This is a genomic window from Alteribacillus bidgolensis (assembly GCF_002886255.1).
Lineage (GTDB): Bacteria > Bacillota > Bacilli > Bacillales > Marinococcaceae > Alteribacillus > Alteribacillus bidgolensis.
This window is the reverse complement of sequence record NZ_KZ614149.1, coordinates 2,917,049-2,942,744: the sequence shown is the minus strand read 5'-3', so window position 1 is coordinate 2,942,744 and position 25,696 is coordinate 2,917,049. Positions and strand designations below refer to the sequence as shown.

The 25,696-nt window shown below is 40.0% G+C and carries 22 protein-coding genes and 1 pseudogene; 11 read left to right on the top strand and 12 right to left on the bottom strand.

The window, feature by feature from the left end:
* Window positions 1-223: 223 nt before the first annotated feature.
* Entirely contained in the window at window positions 224-1,624 is a 1,401-nt protein-coding gene (locus tag CEF16_RS14565; RefSeq protein ID WP_091587082.1) for a sigma-54 interaction domain-containing protein, read from the bottom strand.
* 168 nt (window positions 1,625-1,792) lie between these two features.
* On the opposite strand from CEF16_RS14565, the gene CEF16_RS14560 reads away from it, so the two are divergent.
* The 3 genes from CEF16_RS14560 (at window position 1,793) to CEF16_RS25355 (ending at window position 5,407) form a co-directional block, all read left to right on the top strand.
* Complete coding sequence (locus CEF16_RS14560; RefSeq protein WP_091587081.1) at window positions 1,793-3,061, top strand: M20 family metallo-hydrolase; 1,269 nt, start codon at window positions 1,793-1,795, stop codon at window positions 3,059-3,061.
* Complete coding sequence (locus CEF16_RS14555; protein WP_342750480.1) at window positions 3,054-4,424, top strand: aminotransferase family protein; 1,371 nt, start codon at window positions 3,054-3,056, stop codon at window positions 4,422-4,424. The genes CEF16_RS14560 and CEF16_RS14555 overlap by 8 nt, the downstream gene beginning before the upstream one ends.
* Before the next feature lie 491 nt (window positions 4,425-4,915).
* Window positions 4,916-5,407, top strand: a complete 492-nt coding sequence (locus CEF16_RS25355) for a nuclease-related domain-containing protein (protein WP_091587080.1) — start codon at window positions 4,916-4,918, stop codon at window positions 5,405-5,407.
* Between the two features lie 455 nt (window positions 5,408-5,862).
* Here the strand turns inward: CEF16_RS25355 and CEF16_RS14545 are convergent, their stop codons facing one another.
* From CEF16_RS14545 to CEF16_RS14535, 3 genes are all read right to left on the bottom strand, one after another.
* A complete protein-coding gene (locus CEF16_RS14545; RefSeq protein ID WP_170031960.1) occupies window positions 5,863-6,630 on the bottom strand; it encodes a PRC-barrel domain-containing protein in 768 nt (255 codons plus the stop codon).
* A gap of 99 nt (window positions 6,631-6,729) precedes the next feature.
* Complete coding sequence (locus CEF16_RS14540; RefSeq protein ID WP_091587078.1) at window positions 6,730-7,227, bottom strand: hypothetical protein; 498 nt, start codon at window positions 7,225-7,227, stop codon at window positions 6,730-6,732.
* A complete protein-coding gene (locus CEF16_RS14535; protein ID WP_091587077.1) occupies window positions 7,224-7,685 on the bottom strand; it encodes a hypothetical protein in 462 nt (153 codons plus the stop codon). Before CEF16_RS14535 ends, CEF16_RS14540 begins: the two co-directional genes overlap by 4 nt.
* Before the next feature lie 249 nt (window positions 7,686-7,934).
* Between CEF16_RS14535 and CEF16_RS14530 the strand changes: the two genes are divergently transcribed.
* The 5 genes from CEF16_RS14530 (at window position 7,935) to CEF16_RS14510 (ending at window position 12,164) form a co-directional block, all read left to right on the top strand.
* Window positions 7,935-8,249: a DUF2325 domain-containing protein gene (locus CEF16_RS14530; RefSeq protein WP_091587076.1), complete on the top strand. Its 315-nt coding sequence runs from the start codon at window positions 7,935-7,937 to the stop codon at window positions 8,247-8,249.
* A gap of 23 nt (window positions 8,250-8,272) precedes the next feature.
* The gene (locus CEF16_RS14525) at window positions 8,273-8,779 is read left to right on the top strand and encodes a hypothetical protein (protein ID WP_091587075.1); all 507 of its coding nucleotides are present in this window, start codon (window positions 8,273-8,275) and stop codon (window positions 8,777-8,779) included.
* Window positions 8,780-9,075: 296 nt separating this feature from the next.
* The gene (locus CEF16_RS14520) at window positions 9,076-10,044 is read left to right on the top strand and encodes an ABC transporter substrate-binding protein (RefSeq protein ID WP_091587074.1); all 969 of its coding nucleotides are present in this window, start codon (window positions 9,076-9,078) and stop codon (window positions 10,042-10,044) included.
* Window positions 10,045-10,110: 66 nt separating this feature from the next.
* The gene (locus CEF16_RS14515) at window positions 10,111-11,124 is read left to right on the top strand and encodes a FecCD family ABC transporter permease (protein ID WP_091587073.1); all 1,014 of its coding nucleotides are present in this window, start codon (window positions 10,111-10,113) and stop codon (window positions 11,122-11,124) included.
* Complete coding sequence (locus tag CEF16_RS14510; RefSeq protein WP_091587072.1) at window positions 11,121-12,164, top strand: FecCD family ABC transporter permease; 1,044 nt, start codon at window positions 11,121-11,123, stop codon at window positions 12,162-12,164. Before CEF16_RS14515 ends, CEF16_RS14510 begins: the two co-directional genes overlap by 4 nt.
* Before the next feature lie 112 nt (window positions 12,165-12,276).
* Here CEF16_RS14510 and CEF16_RS14505 read toward each other — a convergent pair whose 3' ends face one another.
* Complete coding sequence (locus CEF16_RS14505) at window positions 12,277-12,729, bottom strand: hypothetical protein (RefSeq protein WP_091587071.1); 453 nt, start codon at window positions 12,727-12,729, stop codon at window positions 12,277-12,279.
* 283 nt (window positions 12,730-13,012) lie between these two features.
* Between CEF16_RS14505 and CEF16_RS14500 the strand changes: the two are divergent.
* Both CEF16_RS14500 and CEF16_RS14495 read left to right on the top strand, forming a co-directional pair.
* Window positions 13,013-13,439, top strand: a pseudogene (locus tag CEF16_RS14500) (DUF1801 domain-containing protein).
* A 57-nt stretch (window positions 13,440-13,496) separates the two neighbouring features.
* The gene (locus CEF16_RS14495; RefSeq protein ID WP_091587070.1) at window positions 13,497-13,781 is read left to right on the top strand and encodes a hypothetical protein; all 285 of its coding nucleotides are present in this window, start codon (window positions 13,497-13,499) and stop codon (window positions 13,779-13,781) included.
* A 112-nt stretch (window positions 13,782-13,893) separates the two neighbouring features.
* Here CEF16_RS14495 and ald read toward each other — a convergent pair whose 3' ends face one another.
* The 7 genes from ald to nhaC form a co-directional block, all read right to left on the bottom strand.
* The gene (ald, locus tag CEF16_RS14490) at window positions 13,894-15,033 is read right to left on the bottom strand and encodes an alanine dehydrogenase (RefSeq protein WP_091587069.1); all 1,140 of its coding nucleotides are present in this window, start codon (window positions 15,031-15,033) and stop codon (window positions 13,894-13,896) included.
* A gap of 27 nt (window positions 15,034-15,060) precedes the next feature.
* Window positions 15,061-15,750 carry a GNAT family N-acetyltransferase gene (locus CEF16_RS14485; protein WP_245917881.1) on the bottom strand — a complete coding sequence of 230 codons (690 nt, stop codon included), beginning with the start codon at window positions 15,748-15,750 and terminating at the stop codon, window positions 15,061-15,063.
* Between the two features lie 37 nt (window positions 15,751-15,787).
* Window positions 15,788-17,197, bottom strand: coding sequence for an NAD-dependent succinate-semialdehyde dehydrogenase (locus tag CEF16_RS14480; RefSeq protein ID WP_175488377.1), 1,410 nt, complete (start codon window positions 17,195-17,197; stop codon window positions 15,788-15,790).
* Between the two features lie 15 nt (window positions 17,198-17,212).
* Window positions 17,213-18,295 carry a C45 family autoproteolytic acyltransferase/hydrolase gene (locus tag CEF16_RS14475; RefSeq protein ID WP_091587067.1) on the bottom strand — a complete coding sequence of 361 codons (1,083 nt, stop codon included), beginning with the start codon at window positions 18,293-18,295 and terminating at the stop codon, window positions 17,213-17,215.
* Window positions 18,296-18,321: 26 nt separating this feature from the next.
* Window positions 18,322-19,710 (bottom strand): aminotransferase family protein, encoded by a 1,389-nt coding sequence (locus CEF16_RS14470; RefSeq protein ID WP_091587066.1) that lies wholly within the window; start codon window positions 19,708-19,710, stop codon window positions 18,322-18,324.
* Window positions 19,711-20,055: 345 nt separating this feature from the next.
* On the bottom strand, window positions 20,056-22,191 hold the full coding sequence (locus tag CEF16_RS14465; protein WP_091587065.1) for a sigma 54-interacting transcriptional regulator: 2,136 nt from the start codon (window positions 22,189-22,191) through the stop codon (window positions 20,056-20,058).
* 245 nt (window positions 22,192-22,436) lie between these two features.
* Window positions 22,437-23,891 carry a Na+/H+ antiporter NhaC gene (nhaC, locus tag CEF16_RS14460; RefSeq protein ID WP_091587064.1) on the bottom strand — a complete coding sequence of 485 codons (1,455 nt, stop codon included), beginning with the start codon at window positions 23,889-23,891 and terminating at the stop codon, window positions 22,437-22,439.
* A gap of 360 nt (window positions 23,892-24,251) precedes the next feature.
* Between nhaC and CEF16_RS14455 the strand changes: the two genes are divergently transcribed.
* Window positions 24,252-25,586, top strand: a complete 1,335-nt coding sequence (locus CEF16_RS14455; RefSeq protein WP_091587063.1) for an aminotransferase family protein — start codon at window positions 24,252-24,254, stop codon at window positions 25,584-25,586.
* Window positions 25,587-25,696 lie beyond the last annotated feature (110 nt).

Here is a 25,696-nt window from a genome sequence, read left to right as displayed (position 1 = left end):
CTGGCGTTTTTAATTTTTTATACTTTAGGAATGTTTAACTTTGTTAATGGATCAAAGTATAAGCAAAACTACGACTTCCGCCATAAGGACTCGGCGACAAGCCGAGTTTTTCTAATAAAGAAAACTTTTAAAGTACCGCATAAAAGGCTTTTCTATTTACGTTTTTTATAAAAAGAAAAATAAAGAAGACGGAAACAGTTAAGAGTAATGAGTTGCTATCAACTCACTTTGGATATATATTATATTTTTTTATTCGCCGCATTAAGGCCGATTGCGTCATTCCAAGGTCTGCAGCTGCTTTTCTCGTTGATCCTTTTTCCTTTAGTGCCTTTTTTATAGCTTGTTTTTCAATATTTTCAAGATAAAGAGGGAGGGACTGATTACGATCAATTGAAAAACCAGAATCATGAAATGGTTCGTGTGAAAGTATTTTCTCCGGTAATGCGGACTTTAAAATGACGTCGGACGTTGAGGTAATAACCATACGTTCGACCATGTTTTCGAGCTCTCGAATATTGCCCGGCCAATCATAGGACTGCAAGGTATCGATAGCTTCGTTGGTTAATGTGGCAGACCGTTCATATTTTTGGTTATAGTGCTGCATGTAATGAGAAAGAAACGGGATGATGTCTTCCCGTCTTTCCCGAAGCGGCGGGACGCGAATGGATACTACATTTAAACGGTAATATAAATCTTCTCGGAACTCTCTTTTTTTGACCATTTCTCCTAAATCACGATTTGTAGCTGCAAGTATGCGCACATCAGCGGATCGAGGGATCGTATCTCCAAGCGGCAGGTACATTTTGTCCTGTAACAGCTGTAATAGTTTTGGCTGTAAAGATAGAGGCAGTTCGCCTATTTCATCGAGAAAGAGCGTCCCTCCATTGGCCTCTTCTACTAGTCCCGGCTTTCCTTTTGCATTGGCTCCTGTAAATGCTCCTTTTTTATAACCAAATAATTCCGATTCAATTAAGGAATCAGGAAGCGCAGCACAGTTAATTTGTACGAATTTCTTATTGGCCCGCTCGCTTTGATTATGAATCGTTTCAGCTATGACACTTTTCCCTACTCCGGTTTCTCCTAGAACCAAAACAGTGGCATCTACTTTTGCTACTCGCTTTACTAGATCCATAACTTCTTCGTGGACCTTTCCTTTGCCAATTAGTCGTGGATGAGCATCATCATCAACATGCTGTTCATACTTCATTTTCTGAATTTCTTCGACATAGTATTGAATCACAGCTTCTGCCTTTTCTAATTTCAGAGAGGATCGAACCGTTTCTGTAATATCTTTTACGTGAACCAATACGTATTCGCTGTAATCTTCATCAACTGTAATCAGCGTTCCTGTCGCTAAAAACTGCCGGTTATTGGAGGTTTGTACTCTGCTGATCGTTTCTCTTTTTTCGAGAACTGATTTTGTAACAGAAGGGGTAAATAATCCCTCTTCCTCGAGTTCATATGCACTTTTGCCGATAACATAACCTTTCGAAGCACCAATCTGCTTTGTGCTGGCATCATTGATCCAAAGGGCGATCCCGTTATGATCAGCTATAAATATGCCATCGCGAAAATGATTAAAAATTTCTCGAAAATGCGGATCAGAAAAAAAGCAGCCTTTCATTTTTAACTTCCTCCTCTTTAATAGTTGAATTGAAATAGGTTCATTGATCTGTTTTCGATTCGAATATTGCGCTATATTGTATCAGTGCTTTACAAAAAAGTCGAGGGTAAAGGAATAAACATAGTTGGCATAAAGTTTGCATTTTAGAAAGAGGAAGGAGGGTGAAGAATGGAGTCAACATTATACACAATTAATCAAAAGAGACTGCTACAGACATTGGCTGTCAGTTCTAGCATCGGTCCATCGAAAAACGGCGGATTGCACCGTCTAGCATTAACAGAACAAGATAGAGAAATGAGAGACCAATTAAAAAAATGGTTTGTGGAAGCAGGATTATCTGTTCGTGTGGATGACTTTGGCAACATGTACGGACGAAGAACAGGAAAACAAGAGGAAGGGCCGGTATTGGCAATGGGCTCTCATATGGACTCTCAGCCAAGTGGAGGAAAATTTGATGGCGTTCTCGGAGTACTCACTGCTTTAGAAGTCATACGAACATTAAATGAGCTGGGGCTGGAAACAGAATACCCGATTGAAATCGTAAATTTTACCAATGAAGAAGGAGCACGATTCGGCCCTCCAATGCTTGGTTCTGGCGGTATTGCTGAAGCGTTTTCCAAAGAATATATATATAACATTAAAGATAAGGAAGGCACATCGTTTGCTGAAGCGCTGCGCCAAATCGAATATAAAGGAGAAGAGCAGAATCGTTTAACGAATCTACTTGGCTTTATTGAACTCCATATTGAACAAGGTCCGATCCTGGCAAAAGAAAATGTTGATATCGGCATTGTCGAAGGAGTTCAAGGAATGTCCTGGCTAAATGTCGAGGTGAAAGGAGAAAGCAACCATGCAGGACCGACGCCAATGGAGGATCGCAAGGATGCTCTTTTGTCTGCTTCCAAAATGATAAGTAAAATAAATGAACTTCACAAAGAAATTAAAGGATTAAAAACGACAGTAGGTCAGTTAGATGTTTATCCGAACGTCCCAAATGTGATTCCAGGATCCGTGAGCTTTTCTGTAGATATTCGTCATGAAAAAGATGAAGTGCGAAAACATGCAGTGGAAAGAATGAAAGAACAGTTAAGTACGATGGCTTTCACGAACAATGCCGATGTTGTGATTCAAACCACATGGAACAGTGATGCCGTCACCTTTTCCAACCATATGAAAGAGTATATGGAACAATCTGCTGCTGCCCGCGGGTATTCTTCGAAGCGATTGTTTAGCGGGCCAGGCCATGACGCGAAATATATTCGTCATATGGCGCCGGCAGGAATGATTTTTTTGCCCAGTCAACACGGTCAAAGCCATAACGAAAAAGAATTAACACTTGAAGAAGACATTGAAAAAGGAGCAAACGTGTTATTAGACGTTATTTTAAAATGCACCAAACAAAAAATAGAAAATATTGAGGTGAGAAATATTGATTAAATCATCATCAACCAATGAAATCTCTGCCATCGATAAAAAACACGTCATTCATCCAACGACAAACCCGTATCTTCATGCCAAACAAGGACCAAAGGCGGTGTTTGCAAAAGGAAGCGGAGTTAACGTCATAGATGCTGAAGGCCGGTCTTTTATGGACGGAGTATCCATGCTTTGGAATGTAAATACAGGACACGGTCAAAAAGAATTAGCAGCAGCTGCTTACGAGCAAATGGCTGAGATTGCCTATGGTTCTCAATTTTACGGTTTTACAAATAAACCGGCTGCACAGCTTGCAGAAAAATTGGCAGCATTAGCACCGGGTTCCCTTGATTCTGTTTTCTTTACATCGGGGGGATCAGAGTCGAATGATACGGCCTTTAAGCTGGCTCGGTTTTATTGGCAGCAGCATGGCTATTCTCAAAAAAATAAAATCATTTCGCTTCAAAGAGGGTACCATGGCGTAACGGTGTCCGCGCAGCGTGCAACGGGTATTGATGCATTCCGTAATTTTTCTGGTTCAAAAGATCCTGATATTTTAAATGCGAAAGCCCACTTAACGGAATGTGAACTTGGTGATAGAAGCCATCCTGATTATAAAGGCTGTATTCGCAGCATCATCGAAAAAGAAGGGGCAGACCGTGTTGCAGCGGTTATTTTAGAACCAGTTCAAGGTGCAGGCGGCGTTCATTTGCCTCCGGAAGGATATGTAGAAGCCGTACGTGCACTTTGTGATGAGCACAATGTATTAATGATTGCTGATGAGGTGATTTGCGGATTTGGACGAACGGGTGAAATGTTTGGAATGAATCATTGGAACGTAACGCCAGACCTTATGTGTATAGCGAAAGGAATTACTAGCGGCTACGCTCAACTTGGCGGAGTGCTCATTTCAGAAAAGGTCAACAAAGTCATTGTTCAATACGATAATGTACTAGCCCACGGTTTCACATACAGCGGCCATCCTACCGCATGTGCTGTTGGCCTGAAAAATATTGAAATAATCGAACGAGATGGATTGGTCGCTCGTGCTAAGGAGATGGGAGATGAATTGAAAAAAGGCCTTCAATACCTTCAAGATAAACATCGCTGTGTGGCTAAGCCAAGAAATCTCGGTTTATTGGCAGGATTTGATCTGATGAAAGATCCTGAAGCGTCTCTTCCATTTCATGATTCTGTGAAAGCAGCGAATACATTGGTTGAAGAATGTTTTGATCGTAATCTTATTATTCGTCCATTTGATTTTGAAGAAGGAATGAATATTGTGGCCATCGCACCGCCGCTTGTGATAACGAAGCAAGAAATGGAAAACATGATCACTATCATAGATGAAGCTTTAACAGCAGTTAGCAGCAAATGGGAATAAAGCATAAGGGGCCGGCTGTGAAAATGGCCGGACCTTTTTAAGAAAGTATAAAAGTTTGGCGTTTTCATCTATAGCTCTAACGCCCGGCCGCTTGGGGCTTTTCATGATAATGAGGCCAGGCGGCGTCCTGTGCAAGCCAGTTCGGCTTACTGCTACACGATGCGTTGGAACAGGACGTTCGCTAATTTAGCAGAGGATAGTCATTGTTTTAACGTGTGGCGAGTATTTGGTGGTTATTGGCGAGTAAATGAATATTTTCGGATAGTATTTTGATGTGAACGGCGAGTAAATCAGCAAATTTGGATAGTATTGGAAAAGAAAAGGAAATTATCCTCCACGCTATTTATGGTAAAAAATAAAGGAGGCGAGGGCATCGATTAAAAAAGAATTGCAATTACCTCTAAAAATACTCAAAACAGAAGCTTTGCTCCGCAGGGTTGAGCCGGGTCATCCAAGCAGAAGCAAGCTAGAGGACGAACTAGCAAAAAGTTATGCGGGATATCGAGGCGAACAGACAGTCCATTGACTATTATTTATCCTCTCTTTCTAAAAAGACAGACCTCATTTTCCACGACATCCGCCTTCCCAGTAAAGACAAAACATTTTTCCAGATCGATATTTTCATTTTAACCATGAACTTCTGTCTCATCCTCGAAGTGAAAAACGTAGCTGGAACGTTGTATTTTAATCCATTTTTCCACCAGCTTATTCGAACAGTAAACGACAAAGAAGAAGGTTTTCCGGATCCGATTTTACAAATAAATCGGCAGAAGGACCACCTAAATACATGGCTTCAGAAAAATAACCTTCCGAACCTGCCAATCCAAATATGTTCAAACCATTTGCCATTGTCCCATCCGATATACAAACAGGCGTTTATTGTGAGGAATGCTTTCATTTACCCCTTCAAAAGAAAAAGGGAGGCTGGTTCTGCCCGGTTTGTGCAGCAAAATCTCCGAATACTCATCTCCTTACACTCGTAGATTATTTTCTCCTCATCAGCCCTGCTATTACAAATAAACAATTCCGCAAATTTTTTCACGTTTTCTCTGTTTCCACTTCAACTAAAAATGTAAAAGGCTTTGCCATTTGACTATTCCGGAACGTTTAAAGACAGGGTTTATCACATTGACTTTTCTAAACTGCGGCAAATTATGCTAGTTTTTTGTTGTGGCGAGTATTTTCTGTTGTTTGGATAGTATTCGGCAGCGTTCGGCTAGTATTCGTCCGAAAACGGCGAGTAAATCATACAAATCGGCGAGTATTTGAAAAATTTCCAGAAAGTGAACGCACTAATCCTATCGAGAACCCATCCAATTGGTAATCGGAAGACAGCAGATAAAACACCCCGTTTTACAAGAAAAGGGGTGTCTTATTCATGTTGAAAAAATACTTTCAACAATATCTATAATGAACTCGGCGCTATGAAACGAGAGAATCAGGTCCTGTGAGAGGTGTGGTAGTGATCATAGAAACGTTTTTCTTCCGTTGTGGTTAAATCTTCTGGGTCATATTTAGGCGCTCTTTTCACTTCTTCTTTTGTCATTGTTAATTTAATGTGATCTTGTGTCCAGTTTACGTCTTGTACAACCCTTGTAGAAATAACGTGATGTTCGCCGGGCAGCAGGCGCCGGGTATCGGTTACGATATATTGAATATCCCAAGAGCCGTCTTTAATCAGTACATTATCGGCATGCCCGACCTTTTCATCGAGGGCTGAAACATCATATCCGCTAAATTCACCGATGATTTCCCGTACACTTCGCATGTTTGGATTCGTATCAGCCAGGCCTGCTTCCATACCTTCTTCTTCAAAGGGATCCTGATTGACCAAATTACGTGCCATCGGGCTTCCTCCCCACAAGCCGGCACCGCTTACACCGGGCCAGTACAATCCGTACCCGAAATAGCGATGAAAATCTACTTCCTGCTGCCGGGAAACTGGGCGATCTGTGTCCATCGGCGGAGCGTTTTTAATTTGTTCCTTCGTTAAATCTACTATAATGGTTTGTTCGACTGGATCAATGCGTTCTACGGAAATCGGTGAAAGCAGCTTCTTTTCTCCAGGCAGCCAGGGGTTAGCATTCACAACTAAATAACGGACGACCCAGGATTCATCATCAAAATAGAAATCTTCAATACGACCGATAGAACCATCTGTTGCTTCCAAAGAATAACGAGCGAGAGATTTTCCAGAAAACAGCAAGAATATTCCCTCCTTAATAATCATGGTACAGTTTGTTTACCCTGCATCCATTTGTTATTAAACGGAGAAAATATTCAAACAAGCTGTAATGGTAGAAAGTCAATCTTTTAGGACCTTGAATCTTGAAAATACGAGTTCATAGTAAAGGCCAGTAATAGTTTGGGTCGTTAAAAATATTGGAAAGGAAAAAATAAGCTCATAACCGTTTTGGAATTGAAGAATGTCCATCCATATAAAGATGCATTGCATTCCAACACCAACCAAAGCCCAGGCTATGATATACCATATAAAAGTTATTTTATGAATTCTAAATACTTCATAAAAATAAATAAAAAGGTAGCCAAAGGGAGCAAATAAGAGATGATATATAACATCAAATATTTCATAGCGATTTGAATCATTCAGCCTGTAAAAATCAATAAGTCCTCCACCAATTGTAAATTCATGTAAAACCCCAATGGTGAATCCGAATAATAAAAATAGTAATGTAATTTCGGCGGTAAATTTCTTAGGAAGCAGAAATATAACAGCATAAGCAATAACAAACATAATTAATATACTTATTTCATTCTTATCAAAACTCTCCCATAAGATCATGAGTAATTCACCTCATTATTGGCAGTCTTTCTAAATAGCTGAAGGCTGTAATAAGATATGACATGAAGGAAAATGTAGTATAAGGCATCATAACCTAAGTTCCATTTTGTGTAATCTGTTACATGAAAAAAGGTGGAAAGATATGTTAAAAAGAGTAATATAATGACGGATGTAATAATAACTAAAGCTGTATTAAATTTTGGAATTAAATTTAATTGAATTACTAAAATCATTGGTATGATGATACTTCTAAATAGCAAAAAGGCTGTATAATCCATCCCCTCGGTTGTTAATTTAACAAAATTCGTCTCCTCAAAAATAATCCAAGCCCAATTAATATTGATCACAAAAATAACCATAAATACAAATGTATTTTCTATAAGAGATAATCTTTTTCGCATCACTGCAAATAGAGCTAAAGTGAGCCAAGCTGCAAAGAAAAAAATAGTAAAAGCCATAAAAATAACCTCCTTTCCATGTTTTTAATATGTGTAAAATGAAAAAGATATATACTTTATAATTCCTTAGGTACACTTTGCAATCGAAATATTTGCGCTTTTCAGTAACCTTAAGGGATGTAAGAAATAAAGAGGAAGCTGAGCGGTTTATATAAATAGAACAATATTGACATTGATAATCATTTTCAATAAAATAAAGACAAACATTAGATGATAATCATTTTCATTTCTTTTTGGAGGTTGTTCTATATGGAATCTCTTATGATTGTTGGAGCGGACAAACTTGGCTCTATTCCAGTGAGGTTAAATGAACTAGGTTTTCATCATATTTTACATGTCAGCGGCAGGAAAGTGAAAATGGTCCATAAAGACATTCCTGAACGAATCGATTTGGTGATAGTTTTGACTGATTTTATCAATCATAATATTTCAAAAAAATTGACAGTAAAAGCTAAAAACCGCTGCATTCCCATTTGTTATGCGAAACGGTCTTGGTGCTCCATTTATCAGTCACTATCCAATTGTAACGAAGTCTGTAAGCAGTGCCCATTATTAAGGCACTAAATTTAAATATAGGAGGGTTGTAAGTGAAAGACTTTAATGCACACATAGAAAGTAGTAATAGAAGGTCATTTACTGATCCGATATGTTTACAGCAGTTGTTTAATGAGATTCTTAGAGAAATAGCAGATGCTCGTATTTCTACAGAGAAAGATCTCTTACTTAACATAAAAAGAAAGTGGATGTACTTGGATTACAACGACTTTTCAACGGTCGGTGATTTTATTGCTTCAATAACTGCTGTTATGGACGAAGCACTGAAAGTTTTCCGATATTTGCGTTTTACCGATAAGACGATTGGTAAACAGATTGATGGTGTGTATATCGCTTACGATAATCAAGAAAATTTTTCTTCTATAGAAGCATGGATGTTTTTGAGTGGAACAAAGCAGAAAAAGCAAAACATATTATTGCAATCGGTGGATTGGCTGGAAACGACCTTCTCTGAAAAAGGATGGGTGTTAAGAGGTGTAGACCTTAAAACAGGCAAACATATCATGCGAGTAAAAAGTAGAAGAGGTTATTCGCTGTGAAGCTTTGCAGTTGTGCTTTTGTGAGGTTTATATTAAGAAAACCAGCAAAGTAAGACCGATAAAGAACGGCCATGTCGGTCTTATTTTTATATAAAGTAAAACTACGTCTTCTGCCATAGGACTTGGCGGTAAAATTAGGAATGGAACAAATACTGCTCACAAAAGAAATGAAAAGTCATGTAAAGATTAGACATAAAATTTTTAAAAGTGAAACTTTCCATTGACGAGAATGATTATCAATTATATACTTACTTGAGTGAAATTGATAATCGATATCATTTGTAGGGGGTCAAAAAATGCTGTTCAAAAAAATATCTATATTGTTTACGTTTTTTGTTGCAGGTTTGATTTTATCTGCGTGCGGTACAGAGGAAGAATCACAATCAGTGGAAGGGAGCAGTAATAAGGATAATGGAGAAGAAGTGAGAGTAGTAGAGCATGCGATGGGAGAAACGGAAATAGAAGGTACACCTGAGAAAGTCGTTACGTTGTATCAAGGAGCAAACGACATAGCTGTCGCACTGGACACAAAGCCTGCTGGCATCGTGGAATCGTGGACAGAAAAACCAGTTTATGAATACTTACGAGAGGATCTTGAAGATGCAGAATTAGTTGGGGAAGAAACACAGCCGAACTTAGAGGCAATTGCAGAACTTAGTCCTGATCTCATCATTGCTTCAAAAACAAGACATGAAGACATATATGATGATCTTTCAAGCATTGCACCCACCGTTGTCGGAGAAGCTGTTTATGATTGGAAAGACACACTCGATATTACTGGACAGGCACTCAACAAAGCAGAGAAGGCCGATCAATTAATGGAAGATTATAACGAACGTATCGCTGACTTTAAAGAAAAAATGGGTGATGCTCTTCCATTAGAGGCTGCCATCACGAATTTCCGCGCAGATCATGCCCGTATATTCTATATGGGGTATGCAGGACGGATCCTTGAAGATGCCGGGTTTACACGTCCTGAAGGTCATGATAATCCGGAAGAATGGGGGATTAAACTATCTTCAAAAGAAAGCATTCCAGAGGCAGATGCAGAAATCATTTTCAATTTTAATTCAGGCACAGAAACAGAGCAAATAGAAGAAACGTACGAAGAATGGACAAAACATCCTTTATGGCAAGAATTAGAAGCTGTCAAAAACGATGAAGTTCACATGGTAGAAGAAGTGGCCTGGAATGCTGCAGGTGGATACATTTCAGCTCATAACATGCTCGATGATTTGTATGAAATTTTTGAATTAGAAAATTAAACGAACTGGAGGAAGAAATACGTATGTTTCTTTCTCCTTCGTTTCTGAATACGGAAGTGTGAGAGTATGACGCAGTTTCATTCCATTAAGAAATCAAAACCCATTATATTAATCATGTTATTAATATTATTTTGTGTGGCCTTTATAGCAAGCATTGTGTTCGGTCAGACACCAATCTCTTTTGAAAAGGCCCTTTCTTCTTTTACAGACTTTGATGATGAATCAACAGAGCATATTATTATTCAGTCCGATCGTCTTCCCAGGGCTGTCATTGGAACGGTAATTGGTGCCAGTTTAGCTGTCGCCGGGGCACTTATGCAAGCACTCACCAAAAATCCTTTAGCCTCACCTAGTACATTTGGGATTAATCAAGGGGCGATTTTTTTTGTAGTTGTCGGGGTTGTGTTTTTATCTATTTCTTCTCTCATTCATTTAACGGGAATTGCCTTTTTGGGAGCTGCGGTTGCAGCCTTGGTAGTGTATTTTCTTGGTTCCCTTGGACGAAACGGTTTAACTCCGATAAAAATTGTATTGGCTGGAGCAGCCATCAGTGCCCTTTTTCAATCGTATACACAAGCGATATTAGTGTTAAACGAAACTGGTCTTCAAGATGTATTGTTTTGGCTTGCAGGTTCCATCAGCGGCAGAACTCTGGAGATGCTCTTGCCTGTTCTCCCTTTTATAGGATCAGCAATGCTGGTTGCACTGTTTATGGGGAAAGCTGTTAATTTACTATCTACCGGTGATGATATTGCAAAGGGCATGGGACAAAATGTTAAAGTCGTTAAAGGCGTCATGGGAACGATAGTAGTTCTTCTAGCAGGAAGCTCTATTGCAGTTGTCGGGTCCGTTGGATTTATTGGATTGGTTATTCCACATATCGCACGCTTTTTTGCAGGCCATGATTACAGATGGGTTATACCATTTTCGGCATTGCTTGGAGCTGTTTTACTGTTGGCAGCTGATGTTTTGGCCAGGATTTTAATCATGCCGCAGGAGGTCCCTATTGGGGTTATGACAGCGCTTGTGGGCGGCCCATTTTTTGTGTATATCGCTCGCAGGGGAGTGTCAAAGCTATGAAACGGTACGTGACGTTTAGAAATAAGAAAAATACTGTTTCCTTTCAGATAGAAGGGAAGACTATACTTACACTAGGTATATTAGTTTTTTTGGTTTTGCTGGCATGCGTTGCGGGTCCCAGTCTAGGAAGTAAACTTCTGCATCCGTTCGAAGTGTTGCAAACGATTATGGGGCAGGGGACAGGAGGAAATGAATTTATCGTTTTGGGATCACGACTCCCTCGTACACTTCTCTCGCTGCTTGTAGGCGCTGCACTAGGTGTTTCTGGGCTGATATTACAGGGGGTTGTCCGAAATCCTTTAGCTGCACCGGATATTATTGGAGTAACGGGAGGAGCTGCGGTTGCAGCAGTTGCGTTTCTTACATATCTAGCAGAGAGCCTTAGTATCGCGTGGATGCCGTTAGCGGCTATAACGGGGGCACTCATCATATCGATATTCATTTATGCGTTGGCCTGGAAAAACGGAATAACACCAATAAGGCTTGTACTGATTGGGATAGGTATCTCAGCTATTATGAGTGCTTTAACGACGTTTATGATTGTCGTCAGTTCCGCTGTAACCGCGAATCAGGCTTACCTTTGGCTCACAGGGAGCGTTTACGGGGCTTCTTGGGAAGACGTGTTCACAATAGCAGCGGTTGTTTTTATTTTGTTGCCACTAGTTCTTGTTTTTTCCAGAAGCTTGAATTCCCAGCAGCTAGGAGATGATGTAGCTTCAGGAGTAGGGGTTCGGGTACAGCGAGACCGTCTTATACTCCTGGGTATTAGTGTAGTCTTAGCGGGTGCTGCCGTCGCTGCGGTCGGTGCTATTGGGTTTGTTGGTTTGATTTCACCACATATTGCACGCACGTTAGTAGATAAGCAATTCGGTAACTTGGCAGTAGCCTCCGCTTTAACAGGGGGATTGATATTGTTTGGAGCAGATCTGGCAGCGCGAACTATTTTTTACCCAATCGATATCCCGGCAGGTGTGTTTACGGCAGGAATCGGTGCTCCATTTTTTCTTTATTTATTATTTAAAAATCGGAATCAATTTTAAAAAGCCGATTATGAAATTTATTTTTCTCTAGTTTTTGTTAGGAAAAGATTTGACAGTCACGTCGTTTTTTAAGCGGGCTGTCAGCTGGTAACTGGTGTTATGAGGCTTTCAATTAAGGAAAAATTCTCAGCTTATCCAATTTTTGCGTTACAACATCAATGATGATAAAACCTCCGAGATACATCAGAAAAGTGTAAAACATATTCCAGCTTTCATCATAAGACACCATTTCGACTAAAAGCGTAATAGACTCAAGCAGTGTCATCCCTAGGACAAACCAAATATATGACCAAACTCGGGTTAACTTTTTATAATACAGGAAATAAGTAAACCAGGCACCTGCTAACGTAAAAATTCCAAAATCAAGAAAAATAGAATCTAAAAGCATAACGGTAGGCATATGATTTACTTCCCATATCCCTAAATGAATTCCTAACTGATTACAGGTGATGGCAATAAGAGCAGTAATAGGAGCGGTAGTGAAAAATATCTTAGGAGCTTTTTTATAAAGATAGAAACCGGTAATCCAGGGTACAATAAAAAATATTAGAATGATATAAATCATTTTATAACCTCTTTTATAGTTTTAATTTTGCTAAAGAATCAAAGTATAAGAAAAACTATGTCCCATAGGACTCGGTGGTAAGCCGAGTTTTTCTAATGTCATTTCGAATTTCTAAAAAATAGTCATTCTTGCATGCTCAGTAATCATTAGGGTTGCCTGGGGAAAAGATAATTATGTGATAGTAGTGCAGGCAGGAGAAAAGAATTTAGTTGCAGAAGAAATTGTTTGAATTATAATTCTGAAATTTTGAAAATACTGTTTAATAAGAAAAGGAAGGTATAAAGTGACGTACGAACAAAAAACAAAAGAAAATGACAGGGATGTCATAGAGTTTATTGAAAATGTTGAAAACCCCAAAAAAACGTGAGGATGCATATAAACTATTACATATTTTTACGGAAACGACTGGTTGCCAGGCGAAGATGTGGGGGACAAGTATTATTGGATTTGGTTCCTGTCACTATAAATATAAATCTGGTCATGAAGGTGATGCCCCGCTCGTTGGATTTTTACCTCGAAAAGCTAATATCAGTTTATAATTTGCAAAGGGGGACCCAGATCGAGATGATTTATTGAAGGATTTTGGAAAACATAAAACAGGAAAAGCTTGTGTGTACATAAACAAAGTAGCAGATATTGATGTTGATGTATTAAGGGCGTTAATACATCAATCTGTGACGTTTTTGAAAACAACCTATCCGAACCAATGATTCTTTTTGAGTTCCCCATTGGAAGTCTAACTTCTGTACTTTTGAAAGGGTTTTCTAATGAGCAATATAAAAAAAGTGTTTTTTTTAATAGGAAATCTAGTTATTGGAATTTTAGCGTACTATGTCTACCTATACTTTTGGGTGCTTTTTAGTTGGGGAGAGCCATTTCAACTTAATTTGTTAGAGACGTTTATAAGTTTAACCTTAAGTGTTGTCGTATTCCTTGGTTTTAATTACTTCCTGCTGAGAAAAGTAACATCTTCTAAACCGTATTGGTGGAGCGGGGCAGGGATTGTAATATTTGCGATTGTATGTATTCTAATAATTCTAGCGTATTCATAATAAGAATTGGGGCTGTCCCATAAATTGGGTCAGCTAAATTTTTCAGATAAAAAACCTTTTGGGACAGCCCTAGAAAGAATTAATCAAACGATTGATTAATGGATTGTTCCTCTCATCTGCTTGTTTGTAACACGCGATCATTCCATATTTTTTCTGTCTGCATGTAATCTAATCCGTGTGCTTCTGCGACTGCTTTATGAGTCACGTAACCGTTAAGTGTATTAATTCCTTTTTGCACCGCTTGGTCTTCCTGGCTCGCTTGTATATATCCTTTGTCTGCTATTTTCAATGCATAAGGGATGGTTGTGTTGGTCAGCCCCAGTGTGGAGGTTCTAGGCACTGCGCCCGGCATATTCGCTACTGCATAATGTACGACGCCATATTTTTTATACGTTGGATTGTCGTGTGTCGTTATTTTATCGATGGTTTCCACGATGCCGCCTTGATCAATCGCTACATCTATAATGACAGAACCTTCTTTCATGGTTTGTACCATCTCTTCAGTAACCAGCTTTGGTGCTTTGGCTCCCGGAATAAGCACAGCACCAATTACAAGATCGGATTCTTTCACTGCCTCTGCCACATTTAAAGGATTTGACATCAGCGTTTGTATTTTGTTGCCGAAAATGTTGTCTAGTTCGCGCAGTCGTTTTGGGCTAAGATCAAGAATGGTTACCTCAGCACCTAATCCCATCGCTATTTTGGCTGCATTGATACCGACAACTCCACCGCCGATAATACTAACTTTTCCGCGATTTACTCCAGGGACACCGCTCAACAGAATACCCTGGCCGCCTTTAGGTTTCTCAAGAAACTGGGCGCCAATTTGTGATGCCATCCGTCCTGCTACCTCACTCATCGGAGTTAACAATGGAAGGGAACCATCTTCTAACTGTATAGTCTCATAAGCGATGCTTACCACTTTATTTTCCGTTAAAGCTTGGGTCAAACTTGGTTCTGCTGCAAGGTGAAGGTACGTAAACAGAATTAATCCTTCATAAAAGTAATTGTATTCTTCAGGTAAAGGTTCTTTTACTTTCATCACCATCTCCATGTTCCAAGCCTCTTTTGCAGAATCTACAATGGCAGCTCCTGCATCTTCATATTCTTTGTCGGTAAAACCGGATCCAAGGCCAGCTCCTGTTTCTATAAAGACTTCATGTTTTGCTCCGGTCAATTGTAAAACCCCAGAGGGAGTAATGGCTACTCTATTTTCATTATTTTTTATTTCTTTTGGTACTCCAATTTGCATCGTTAATTCTCCTGCCTTTCTGTTCATTTATTGTTTAAAGGTAGTGGATGTGGTGTTTGCGGCTTCTTCTTGATGAAAGTGCGGGTTCTGCCATTCCATTAAAGTGGCATAGGCCATAGAAGCTTTATCTTCTGGTAAATAATTAGGCATAACACCTTTTAAAATAAATCCATTTTTATGCTGGAAGGAGAGAACAGGGTCATAAATGTCTTGGTCGAGGACACGTCTGGTGTATTCCGCGGCAGACATTTTATTTGCGTATTTATGGTAGTTCGGGATGCGTCCTCCAATAACAATGCTTTTAAGGTTTAGTTTTTCACAAAGTTTTCTCCGTGCTTCATAAAGGCGTTTTCCTATTTTCATATGACGGTACTCTGGATGAACAACGACTTCAATGCCGTATAAGTTTTTCCCATTTGGTTGATGGTTGCGGATATATCCTTTATCTGCAATTTCATCAAACGAGTGGTGGGTATTATAATCCTCTATATTTACAATCAAGCTTGAGGAAGAACCAATGATCGTTCCCTGGTACTCTATACAAATCTGCCCTTCTGGAAATAGTTTCAATTGGTTTTCTATATGCTTTCGTTTGAATGCAATGTCTGGGCCGAATACGTTCAGGGCTAATTCTAAAACCTCGTCAATGTCTTTTGTCTCGATGTTTCTTACAATGATGTCCCTTTCGATAACCGATTTGTTTTTATCTGTCATCATTTCTCTCTCCTTTAAGCATGAGTTAAATGAAACGCTGTTAACCTGTTTTAATCGACACATATTTTTCTTCAAGATACTCCTTAAGACCTGAGGTTCCGCCTTCTTTGCCCATCCCGCTTTCTTTTATGCCTCCAAACGGAGCCTGAGCAACGATAGGAGCAGGGTCGTTGATGCCTACAATTCCGTATTCTAATTGGTTCATCATTCGGTAGCCTCTGCTTAAATCCTTCGTGAAACAATAAGCCGCCAATCCGTACTGTTCATGGTTAACCATCGCTGCAATTTCTTCTTCCTCTTCGAAAGTGAAAATAGGGGCTACCGGCCCAAATGTTTCTTCATTTGCGATTTTCATCTCTTTATGTGCGCCTGTGATAACAGTTGGTTCGTAAAAATAGCCATTAAGTTTACTGTATGGTTTGCCGCCGCAAAGAACTTCTCCATTTTGAGAGACAGCATCTTTTACATGGCTGTCTGCTTTAGCTACAGCACTTTCATTAATCAGAGGACCGACGTCGACGTCTTCCAAGCCATTTCCAACCTTCAGCTGTGCTGCTTGTTCAGCTAGTTTTTTGCCAAGCTTTTCTGCTATATTTTTCTCGGCAAAAATACGATTTGTGCTAATGCAGGTTTGGCCTGCTGCTTTAAATTTCGTTGCCAGAATACCTTTTACAGCTTCATCTAGGTCAGCGTCTTCAAACACGATAAAGGGGGCGTGCCCGCCAAGCTCCATGGAAACCTTTTTAACGGTATCGGCTGCATCCCGCATTAATTTTTTTCCAACTGCTGTAGAGCCAGTGAACGTAATTTTTCGAACATCAGGATTTCCTGTTAATTCAGGCCCAATCTCTTTAGCCGGTCCGATTACCAAATTGACAACGCCCTTTGGAAGTTCGGCAGCATGAAAGCATTCAAAAACTTTGATGGCAGATAGCGGTGTGGAAGGAGCAGGTTTCAGCACAACGGTACACCCAGCTGCAAGAGCGGGGGCTATTTTTCTTGTAATCATGGAAACTGGAAAGTTCCATGGCGTAATGGCAGCAGCTACTCCAATTGGCTGCTGGATGACCATCAAATGTTTGTTTTCATGAGAAGCAGGGATGACTTCACCATAGATTCGTTTGGCTTCTTCGGCATACCATTCTACATAATCAATGGCACTTTCTACTTCTCGTTTGGCATCTGATAACGGTTTCCCCATCTCTGTTGTAATCGTTTCTGCTAATTCATTTCTATTTCTTCGCAGCTGTTGCGCGGTGTTTGCCAAGTAATGACTGCGTTTGGTTCCAGGGGCTGTTCCCCAGCTGGAAAAAGCCGATTTGGCACTTGCAATTGCATGTTTTGTTTCTTGCCGGCCCCCGATTGAAACATCCGCAATTTTTTCTAGGGTGGCTGGATTTATCACGTCCATTTTTTCGTTTGTCGTAATCCATTGTCCGTTTATATACACCTTTTATTTCCTCCTTTAGATATGATGAAATGCTGCTTCGGATGGTTTGCCGACACAAACAGATGCATGGCGTTCCGTAAGATTCATAACGATAGAGAATACCGTTTCTATTTGTCTGTGTTCTGGAGCTCGTTTGTTTTCGAAGTGGTTGATTGAATTGGGTGCATTGAACGTATCAGCGAACCACGTTTTCAGTGTCTCTTCGTTTATAGGTTTCTTCTGATAGAGTTTTTCATTAATAAGCTGTTCTGCTCTTTTGCAGCGCAATAAGGAATCTGTTTGCTTGAATGTATTCAGATCTTTAACATTCTGTTGAATTTTCTTAGAACAAAGGTGATTGGTATGAACAACTTTTCCAGTTTCGCCGCCTAACAAATCAATACCAAAAGGCGATACTTCAACATTCATTGCAAGGCCGTTACCTCTGCCATCGTCGCTGCCTATTAAAAAGTTCGCAGCAGACGCCATTTGACTGTCATGAATGCTAGAGATTGCTTCTTCTAATGTGTAAGCATTCAAGACACTGCGCAGTCCAAGGTGAACAGGAACTTGATTGGATTTTTGGTCAGTGAGCAGTGCATTAAAACAAACCCCGATCCCTGCACTATTCATCCCGATTTTTCCAATAATGCCGCCTTCGGTTACCATTTTGATAGAAGGAAGGTTTTCCTGTTCGATATGAAGCAGCAGCAAACTTTTAGTTTGCGATGCTTTCCAATCCCAGTTTTGGCCAATCATCGTTTGATTGGTAATAGGGGAGGTGATCCCAATCGACGTGCACCCATCTGAAAACGTCGGCCCTTCTGATGTTGTGGTTAAAGCGATTTCGCTGCGCGTGTTTAATACTAAAATATCTTCAAAGTCAACTCCCGCTCCCTCAGCTGCTCCGTTCATCTCTTCAATGAAAGCAGGGTTGTATTTTTCAATGGCATCCATATGAGTGAGGGCTATTTCTTTTGCTGCTTTCCAATTCAGTTTTTTATAACCGTAAAATAGTTTTTCATACGTTTGTAAACTTTGGTGCACTTCGTCTTTGCCTTCATAACCGTGTTGATAGCCTATTTCTTTTGCAGAACCAGTAAGTGTTAGTCTTTTCATATAAAGCTCCTTTTCTTATGCTTCGTTTAAACATTCAGCTTTTTACTTAAAGCAGAGAGCGAGTCATCTATAATACCAATCATTTTTTCAATTTCGTCTTTCGAAATAATAAGCGGCGGTGCAATGGCTATAATATTTTTGCCAACACCAGCGCCAAGGGGACGGAGAATTAATTTACGGGTAAAGCATTCTTCCGTTAAAGCAGCCGCTGCCGATAAAGCAGAATCAAATTCTATTTCCTTTTCACTATCTGCGAAAATTTCAAAGCCTCCCAGCAGTCCAAGTGCTCTTGTTTTTCCAACCATTGAATGTTTTTCTTTCAAATAACCGAGTCCCTGAAGAAGGTGCTTTTCCATGGTTTTTGTGTGATCCACGATATGATCGCGTTCCATGATTTCCAGATTTTTAAGTGCTACAGCACAAGCTGTAGGGTGGCCGCTGTAAGTAAAGCCGTGGGCAAGCACTTCTTCATATTGAACGAGGGTATCTCGTATGTCCTGATGGAGAAGAACCGCACCGAGTTGAGAATATCCGCTCGTGATACCCTTGGCGGTACACATGATATCTGGCACCACATTCCAGTTATCAACACCGAACATTTTCCCTGTACGGCCAAAACCGCAAATGATCTCGTCGGCAATCATATGGATATTGAATTCATTACAAAGATCTCGTACTGCTTCCATATAATCAGCAGGAGGCATATGCACCCCGCCGGATCCTTGGACAGGTTCTATAATGACAGCCGCAATCGTATCAGCACCTTCCTTTTCCACGATGTCGCGAATACAGCCTTCATATTCCGGGTGGCTGGTATTGCCTTTTTCGCATTCTGTTACATGAGGCTTGGCATGAAAAACACCGTTAATGGAGGAGCCGGAAAAGTTATGAAAAGCGGATAAATGAGTAGCTGATTGACCGGCAATCGTGACACCATGATAGCTTTGTTCAAGAGCAATAATTTTCGTTTTTTGAGGCTGGTTTTTTAGCTGCCAATAGAAACGAGACAGTTTAAAGGCCGTATCATTGGATTCAGAACCGCCGGACGTATAGAAAACCGAATTGAGATCGCCTGGGGCAAGGGCAGCCAGTTTTTCTGCAAGCAAAACAGCAGGTTCATTAGAATAGCCGGCAAACGATGAACTATAGGCTAGGGTAGACATCTGCTGATGAGCAGCATCCGCTAGTTCTTTCTGACCGTGGCCGAGGTGAACGTTCCACAACATGGAAATTCCGTCTATATAGGTTTCTTTTTTTGTATCATGAACATAAATGCCATGTCCGTTTGAAAATGTTAGTTTTGGGCCATGGTCTACATGTTTTTTAGGGATGGTGGTGGGGTGCAAGTAATGTTTTTTATCGAGTTCTTCTACCTGTTTGGCATGACTCTTATTATCGATAAGATGCTCCGTCATTTTAAAACCTCCTATGTTGTCATTGATGCTGCTGGTTATAGAAAATGCAAATCCTGTGCCAATAAAAAAAGAGTAAAGGAATAGGGCCATGACGGCTGGTTTCTTTTCTTTCTAAATACATACTGATAATCGGTAGGAGAGAAGGGGAGCAGCTTTCAAAGAGAGATATAGAAAAACTTGGCTTGCCGCCAAGTCCAAATGGCGAAAACCGTAGCTTTTCTTAACTTTAATCCTTTAGGAATAAAAAAAGAGCAGGCACAAGCCATGCTCTTTAGAAAGTAGAAGGGGAAGAAGGTTTGAACTTATGCAATTTTGCATAAGTTATCTTTGTTTGCATAAAAGAGTTTAATCTATTACTGATGCGTTGTTTTGCTGCCTGTTCAGTATTTTTTGATATTTTCGACTGACGGCCGATTGACTGATTTTTAAAGCTTTAGCTGCTTTACTCGTTGTTTTATATTTTTTCATAGCGAGCAGTATCAATTGTTCTTCGACGGACTCCTGTGCTTGTTGGTATGGCATGATATCGGTAATAAGCGGTTTGGCACTGCTGCTTTTCCCAAAGTTTAAAAAGGGGCTGACAAAGTCAGCAGTAATAACGTCTTCCTCGGCTGACACGACAAAACGTTCAATCAGATTTTGGAGCTCGCGGATATTACCGGGCCATGGATAGACTTCTAAGACGTTCAGCGCTTCAGGGGAAAAATGATAATTTTTGCCGTACTGCTCGTTTAGCTGCTTCAAGAAATGAAAGGCTAACAGCGGTACATCCTCCGGTCGTTCGCGAAGCGGCGGAATCGTAATTGGAATGACATTGATTCGATAGAAAAGATCCTCTCTGAATGTTCCGTCTGCTACCATTTTTTCAAGATTTTTATTGGTGGCCGTAATAATTTGGACATCAACTGGTATCGATTGGGTGCTGCCTACAGGTGTAATTTCTTTTTCCTGCAAGACACGAAGCAATTTAACTTGAAGCCGCTGCGGAATTTCGCCGATTTCATCGAGCAGTAAAACACCCTTGTCTGCTTTTTGGAAATAGCCGGTTTTTCCTCTTGTATCTGCGCCTGTAAACGCTCCTTTTGTATAGCCGAACAATTCGCTTTCAAGCAAGTCTTCTGGAATAGCACCGCAATTTATTTTTAAAAAAGGCTGATTAGAGCGGCTCCCGTATTGATGTATGGATTCGGCAATTAATTCTTTCCCGACGCCGGATTCGCCAAGAATTAAAACAGTGGAGTTGAATTCAGCCAGTTTTTCAATTTTAATCATAATTTGTTCCATTTTTGCGCTTTGGTAAATGATTTTTTTCGCAAACCGATCTTTGCTTTTTAAATTTTCTAGTTCTTTTTTATACTCTTTGGTAAGTCTTTTCGTTTCCTGTAATTCTGATTTTAATCGGGTTGTTTCGGTAATATCTCTAGAGGCAATAACGATTCGATGAAGCTCTCCTTTTTCATTAAAAACTGGGTTGCCAACAGCGAGAACGTTTTTGCCTTTTTTGGTTTCTTGAACGACCGAAACTTTTTCCTTCCTGTCTATCACAAGGCGTGCTACAGATGGACTGAACTCACCCTTATCTTCTAACGCGAGCAAATTCTTTCCTAATAATTCTTTCAAATCTGTTTCCCAAAAATCTGAAATGAAATTATCACTGTAGCGGAGAATTTCTCCTTTATGATTCACGACTAATATTTCATCGTACATGGAAGTGAGAATGGCATTTAAATCAGCGTTTAAGTCTTTTACATATTCGATTTCCATTGCCATTTCTTCTACCATCGGCAAATCTTGAACAATGATCATAATACCGTCAACCTGGCCATCGTTATTAAGAATGGGGCTGAAATCGACCAGGATGCCCATATCATTGGTGAATTGAATTTGGTTAAGTACCGTCTCTCCTGAGATAAATACTTTTTCGAGATGATCTTTGTTAAAAATAACTTCCGCATCTGCTCCCATTATTTTTTCGTAAGAGGAATTAATCATTTTTAAACCCGCTTCATTGCAATTGACGAATTTCTTTTCTTTGTCTACCACAAAAATGCCCATAGGGATAGAGGAGAGCATAATTTTTAAAAGGTTGCTGTTTTGGTTTTCTTGACGGAAAAGCTCAACAAGCAAATCTTCTCTTCTCATATATCCTAGATACTCTCCATTTTCATCCTTTGCTAAAGCAATTGGCTCCCCGAGCGTCTGAAAAATAAATGGCAGCGACGTATTTTCTTCTGATTTTAAAATGCCAACTTTATCAAGTGAATGAGCGTGGGTGATAAGAGTTTCTAAGTTTATCTCGGGATCGGACCATGTATTGATACGGAGGTCATCACTATACACGAAAGCATAGACGCTTCCTTGACTTTTAAGAAATATAAATGGCTCTTTATGTTCTGATAGTTTTGCTTTCCACTCCTTTTCAGGAGGGTCAACGGAGATGCAAAAAAGAGGATGGAGCTTTTCTTTCATCACCATAGGCATCGGTTTCCACTCCTTCTTTTTCGGATGGTATTGTCTTCCTTTTAATTATACTTAAAGGTAACCATCCCTAAAGTATTAGAACAACTTGGCTTACCGCTAAGTCCAAACGGTTGAAGTCGTAGATTTACTTAAACGGTTTACCAATAAAATTATACTTTCTTAACAGTATAACAGTAGGCAAGACATATGTGGGAGTGCCGCCAAAAAACCGGAGGAGATGGCTGGGATCTCCTCCGGCAGGATTGTTAGGCTTTTTTTCTTGTAAGGTTGTTGCCTGTCAGTTCTGGTTCATCTTCCGCTGTTTCCTTTGATACATATTCGATCTTATACCCGATAAAACCGTAAATAAGGGCTACAATTGGGCTGATTAAGTTTAGAAAAGCATAGGGGGCATAAGTGAACGCTGATACTCCAAGTGTTGCAAACATAAACGCTCCGCATGTGTTCCAGGGTACGAGCGGCGATGTCATCGTCCCTGCGTCCTCAAGTGTTCTCGATAAATTCTTTAAATGAAGGTTTCTCTCTCGGAACGTTTTGGCGTACATTCGCCCCGGCAAAATAATGGATAAATATTGGTCACAAGCAATAATATTTGCTCCTACACACGTAGCAATTGTGGTGGCAATTAAACTGCCAGTTTTTTTAGCAAAGCGGAGCAAACCCATCACAAGCGCTTCAAGAATACCTGATGTTTCTAGAATGCCCCCGAAAGACATAGCAATCAGAATTAAGGAAACCGTATAAAGCATGCTTTCAATACCGCCATTATTAAGAAGGTTTTGCATAAATTCAAGTCCAGTGTCGGAAGAGAACCCATAATACATAATGTTAATCGCTTCTCCGATACCAGTGCCCTGGAAACCTACTGCAAAAATCACTCCAATAAGCGAGCCGATAGTAAGGGCGGGGATGGCAGGCATCTGCTTAATCATCATTATGATGATGGCTAATGGAGCTAAAAGCAGCCATGGCGTGATGACGAAATATTCACTTAATTGGGATTGCAAGGTTTGAACTTGTTCAATCGTTGCCCCGTCTCCAGAAACATAAAAGCCAAGCACTGTATAAAGCAGCAAAGCAATAATCAACGCCGGAATGGTGGTAAACATCATATGTTTTATATGTTCAAATAACTCCGTCCCTGTTATACCGGGAGCGAGATTCGTTGTTTCAGATAGGGGAGAAACTTTATCTCCAAAATAGACTCCTGATATAACAGCGCCGGCTACCATTCCGAGATTCATTCCAAGACCTTCCCCAATCCCCATTAAAGCAATACCAATTGTACCGGCAGCTGTCCATGCATTTCCGGAAGCGATGGCGACCACACAGGATATGGCACAGGCAGCAACGAGGAAATAGGAAGGGTTCAAAATATCTAAACCGTAATAGATCATGGTTGGAACAATGCCAGCTGCTATCCACGTACCGATAATTGCACCAATAATCATTAAGATAATAACGGCCTGAAGGGATAATCTGATAGCATTGAGCATTCCTTCTTCGAGCTGTTTCCATGTAAACCCTAGAGACATGGCTACAATGGCTCCTACTCCTCCGCTTATTAAAAGAGGGATGTGAGGGTCTAAATCATATTGAAGGATTCCGACAAACAACGAAGCAATCATAAAGCCTATCGGTATAAGAGCCAGCTTAAAAGTAGGTTTTTTCATTTCTCGTTCTTCTTTTCTTTCATCCATGATCTGTTCATCTCCTTTAATGATAGATTTGGCATAATTTTCAAGGTAGTTCTATGTTAGCGGGCAAAAGATACTGCTCATCCTTTCTTGTTTGGATCAAAGTCTAAAAACAGTCAATTAATATTAGTGCAATTATTATGCCAACTCAAAAAAGGCTTTATTTTTAGATGATTTAGAAAAAATAATTCTCTTTCTACCCATTTTTGCATAAATTATTCGTTTGTGCATAGAAAACTGGTATTCTCCATGAATTAAATAAAAGCTTCCAAATAAAGTTATTTCTAAATAAAAAACGGCAGCTATACATTGGCACAAAATTTGCAAAATCAATAGCATATCATGAAAAAAGGAGATCATAAAATGACAAATGAACAAAAGACACAAGAGCTGGCCGCATTGGATAAAGCTCATTTTATTCACCCAACTTCTCCCATCAAACAGCAGCAAGAGCACGGTCCATCTTTTATTTTTACGGAAGGGAAGGGTGTGTATCTTAAAGATACAAATGGAAATAAGGTTATAGATGGAATGTCTTCTCTTTGGAATGTTAATGCAGGACACGGAAGAAAAGAGCTGGCTGAAGCAGCAAGCGAACAGATGAAAACATTAGCTTTTACGTCTAGTTTTTCTACATTTAGTAATGAACCAGCTATTCGGCTTGCTGCCAAAATAGCAGACCTGTCTCCTGGAGAGTTGAGTGCTGTTTTTTTTACATCAGGAGGATCTGAAGCAAATGATACGGCCTATAAACTTGCTCGTCATTATTGGATATTAAAAGGAAAACCAGAGAAAAAGAAAATTATCTCCAGAAATAATTCCTACCACGGTGTAGCAATGGGGGCAACGAGTGCTACTGGCTTAAAGCCGTTTCGGGATTTTACGAATTCATTGGCACCGGACTTCTATTTCGCCAATAGTCAATCTGCTGCGTCTTTTCGTCATCTCGTTGAACAGGAAGGACCGGAAACGATAGCCGCTTTTATTGCAGAACCTATTCAAGGAGCAGGAGGGGTTCACCCGGCGCCTGAAAATTATTTTAAAGAGATTCGGCAAATTTGCGATGAATATGGAATTTTATTTATTGCTGATGAAGTTATTACCGGTTTTGGTCGTACTGGTACTATGTTTGGAATGGAACAAGAAGGGGCTGAGCCGGATATGATGTGTTTTGCGAAAGGAGTGACAAGCGGTTATGCACCTCTAGGCGGTGTCGTTCTTTCTAAAAAAATGCATAACGATTTTAAAAAGCTTTCAGATGGTGTTTTGCTTCATGGTTATACGTACAGCGGCCACCCAATGTCTTGTGCTGTGGCCCTCGAGAACATCGAAATAATAGAAAAGGAAGGACTTCAGGAAAACGCTGCGATCAGGGGAAAAGAACTAACCCAGGGATTTAAAGCGGTACAAGCGAGAAGAAATACGATAGGTGAAGTTCGCGGTAAAGGATTAATGGTTGGATTAGAAATTGTAAAAGATCAAGGGTCTCAGGAAAAGTTTCCAACAAAACAGGCTCCATTTCTTATAGCTGAAGCTGCAAAGCGAGGTCTGATTTGCCGTTCCGTCGTGTTCGGAGAGCAGGATGCATTAGTATTTGCTCCGCCATTATGCATTACGAAAGAAGAAGTGGAAAAAGTGATTGAGATTATGGAGGATTGTATTGTTGCACTAGAAGAACAAGTGTTGAAGAAATATTAAAACAAAGCTGAATAAATCAAGCCCCGGAGGTGGATGCTTCGGGGTTTTTTGTACTTTAAGATTATTTAACTCTGTTAAACGATCAAAGTATAAGTAAAACTACGACTTCC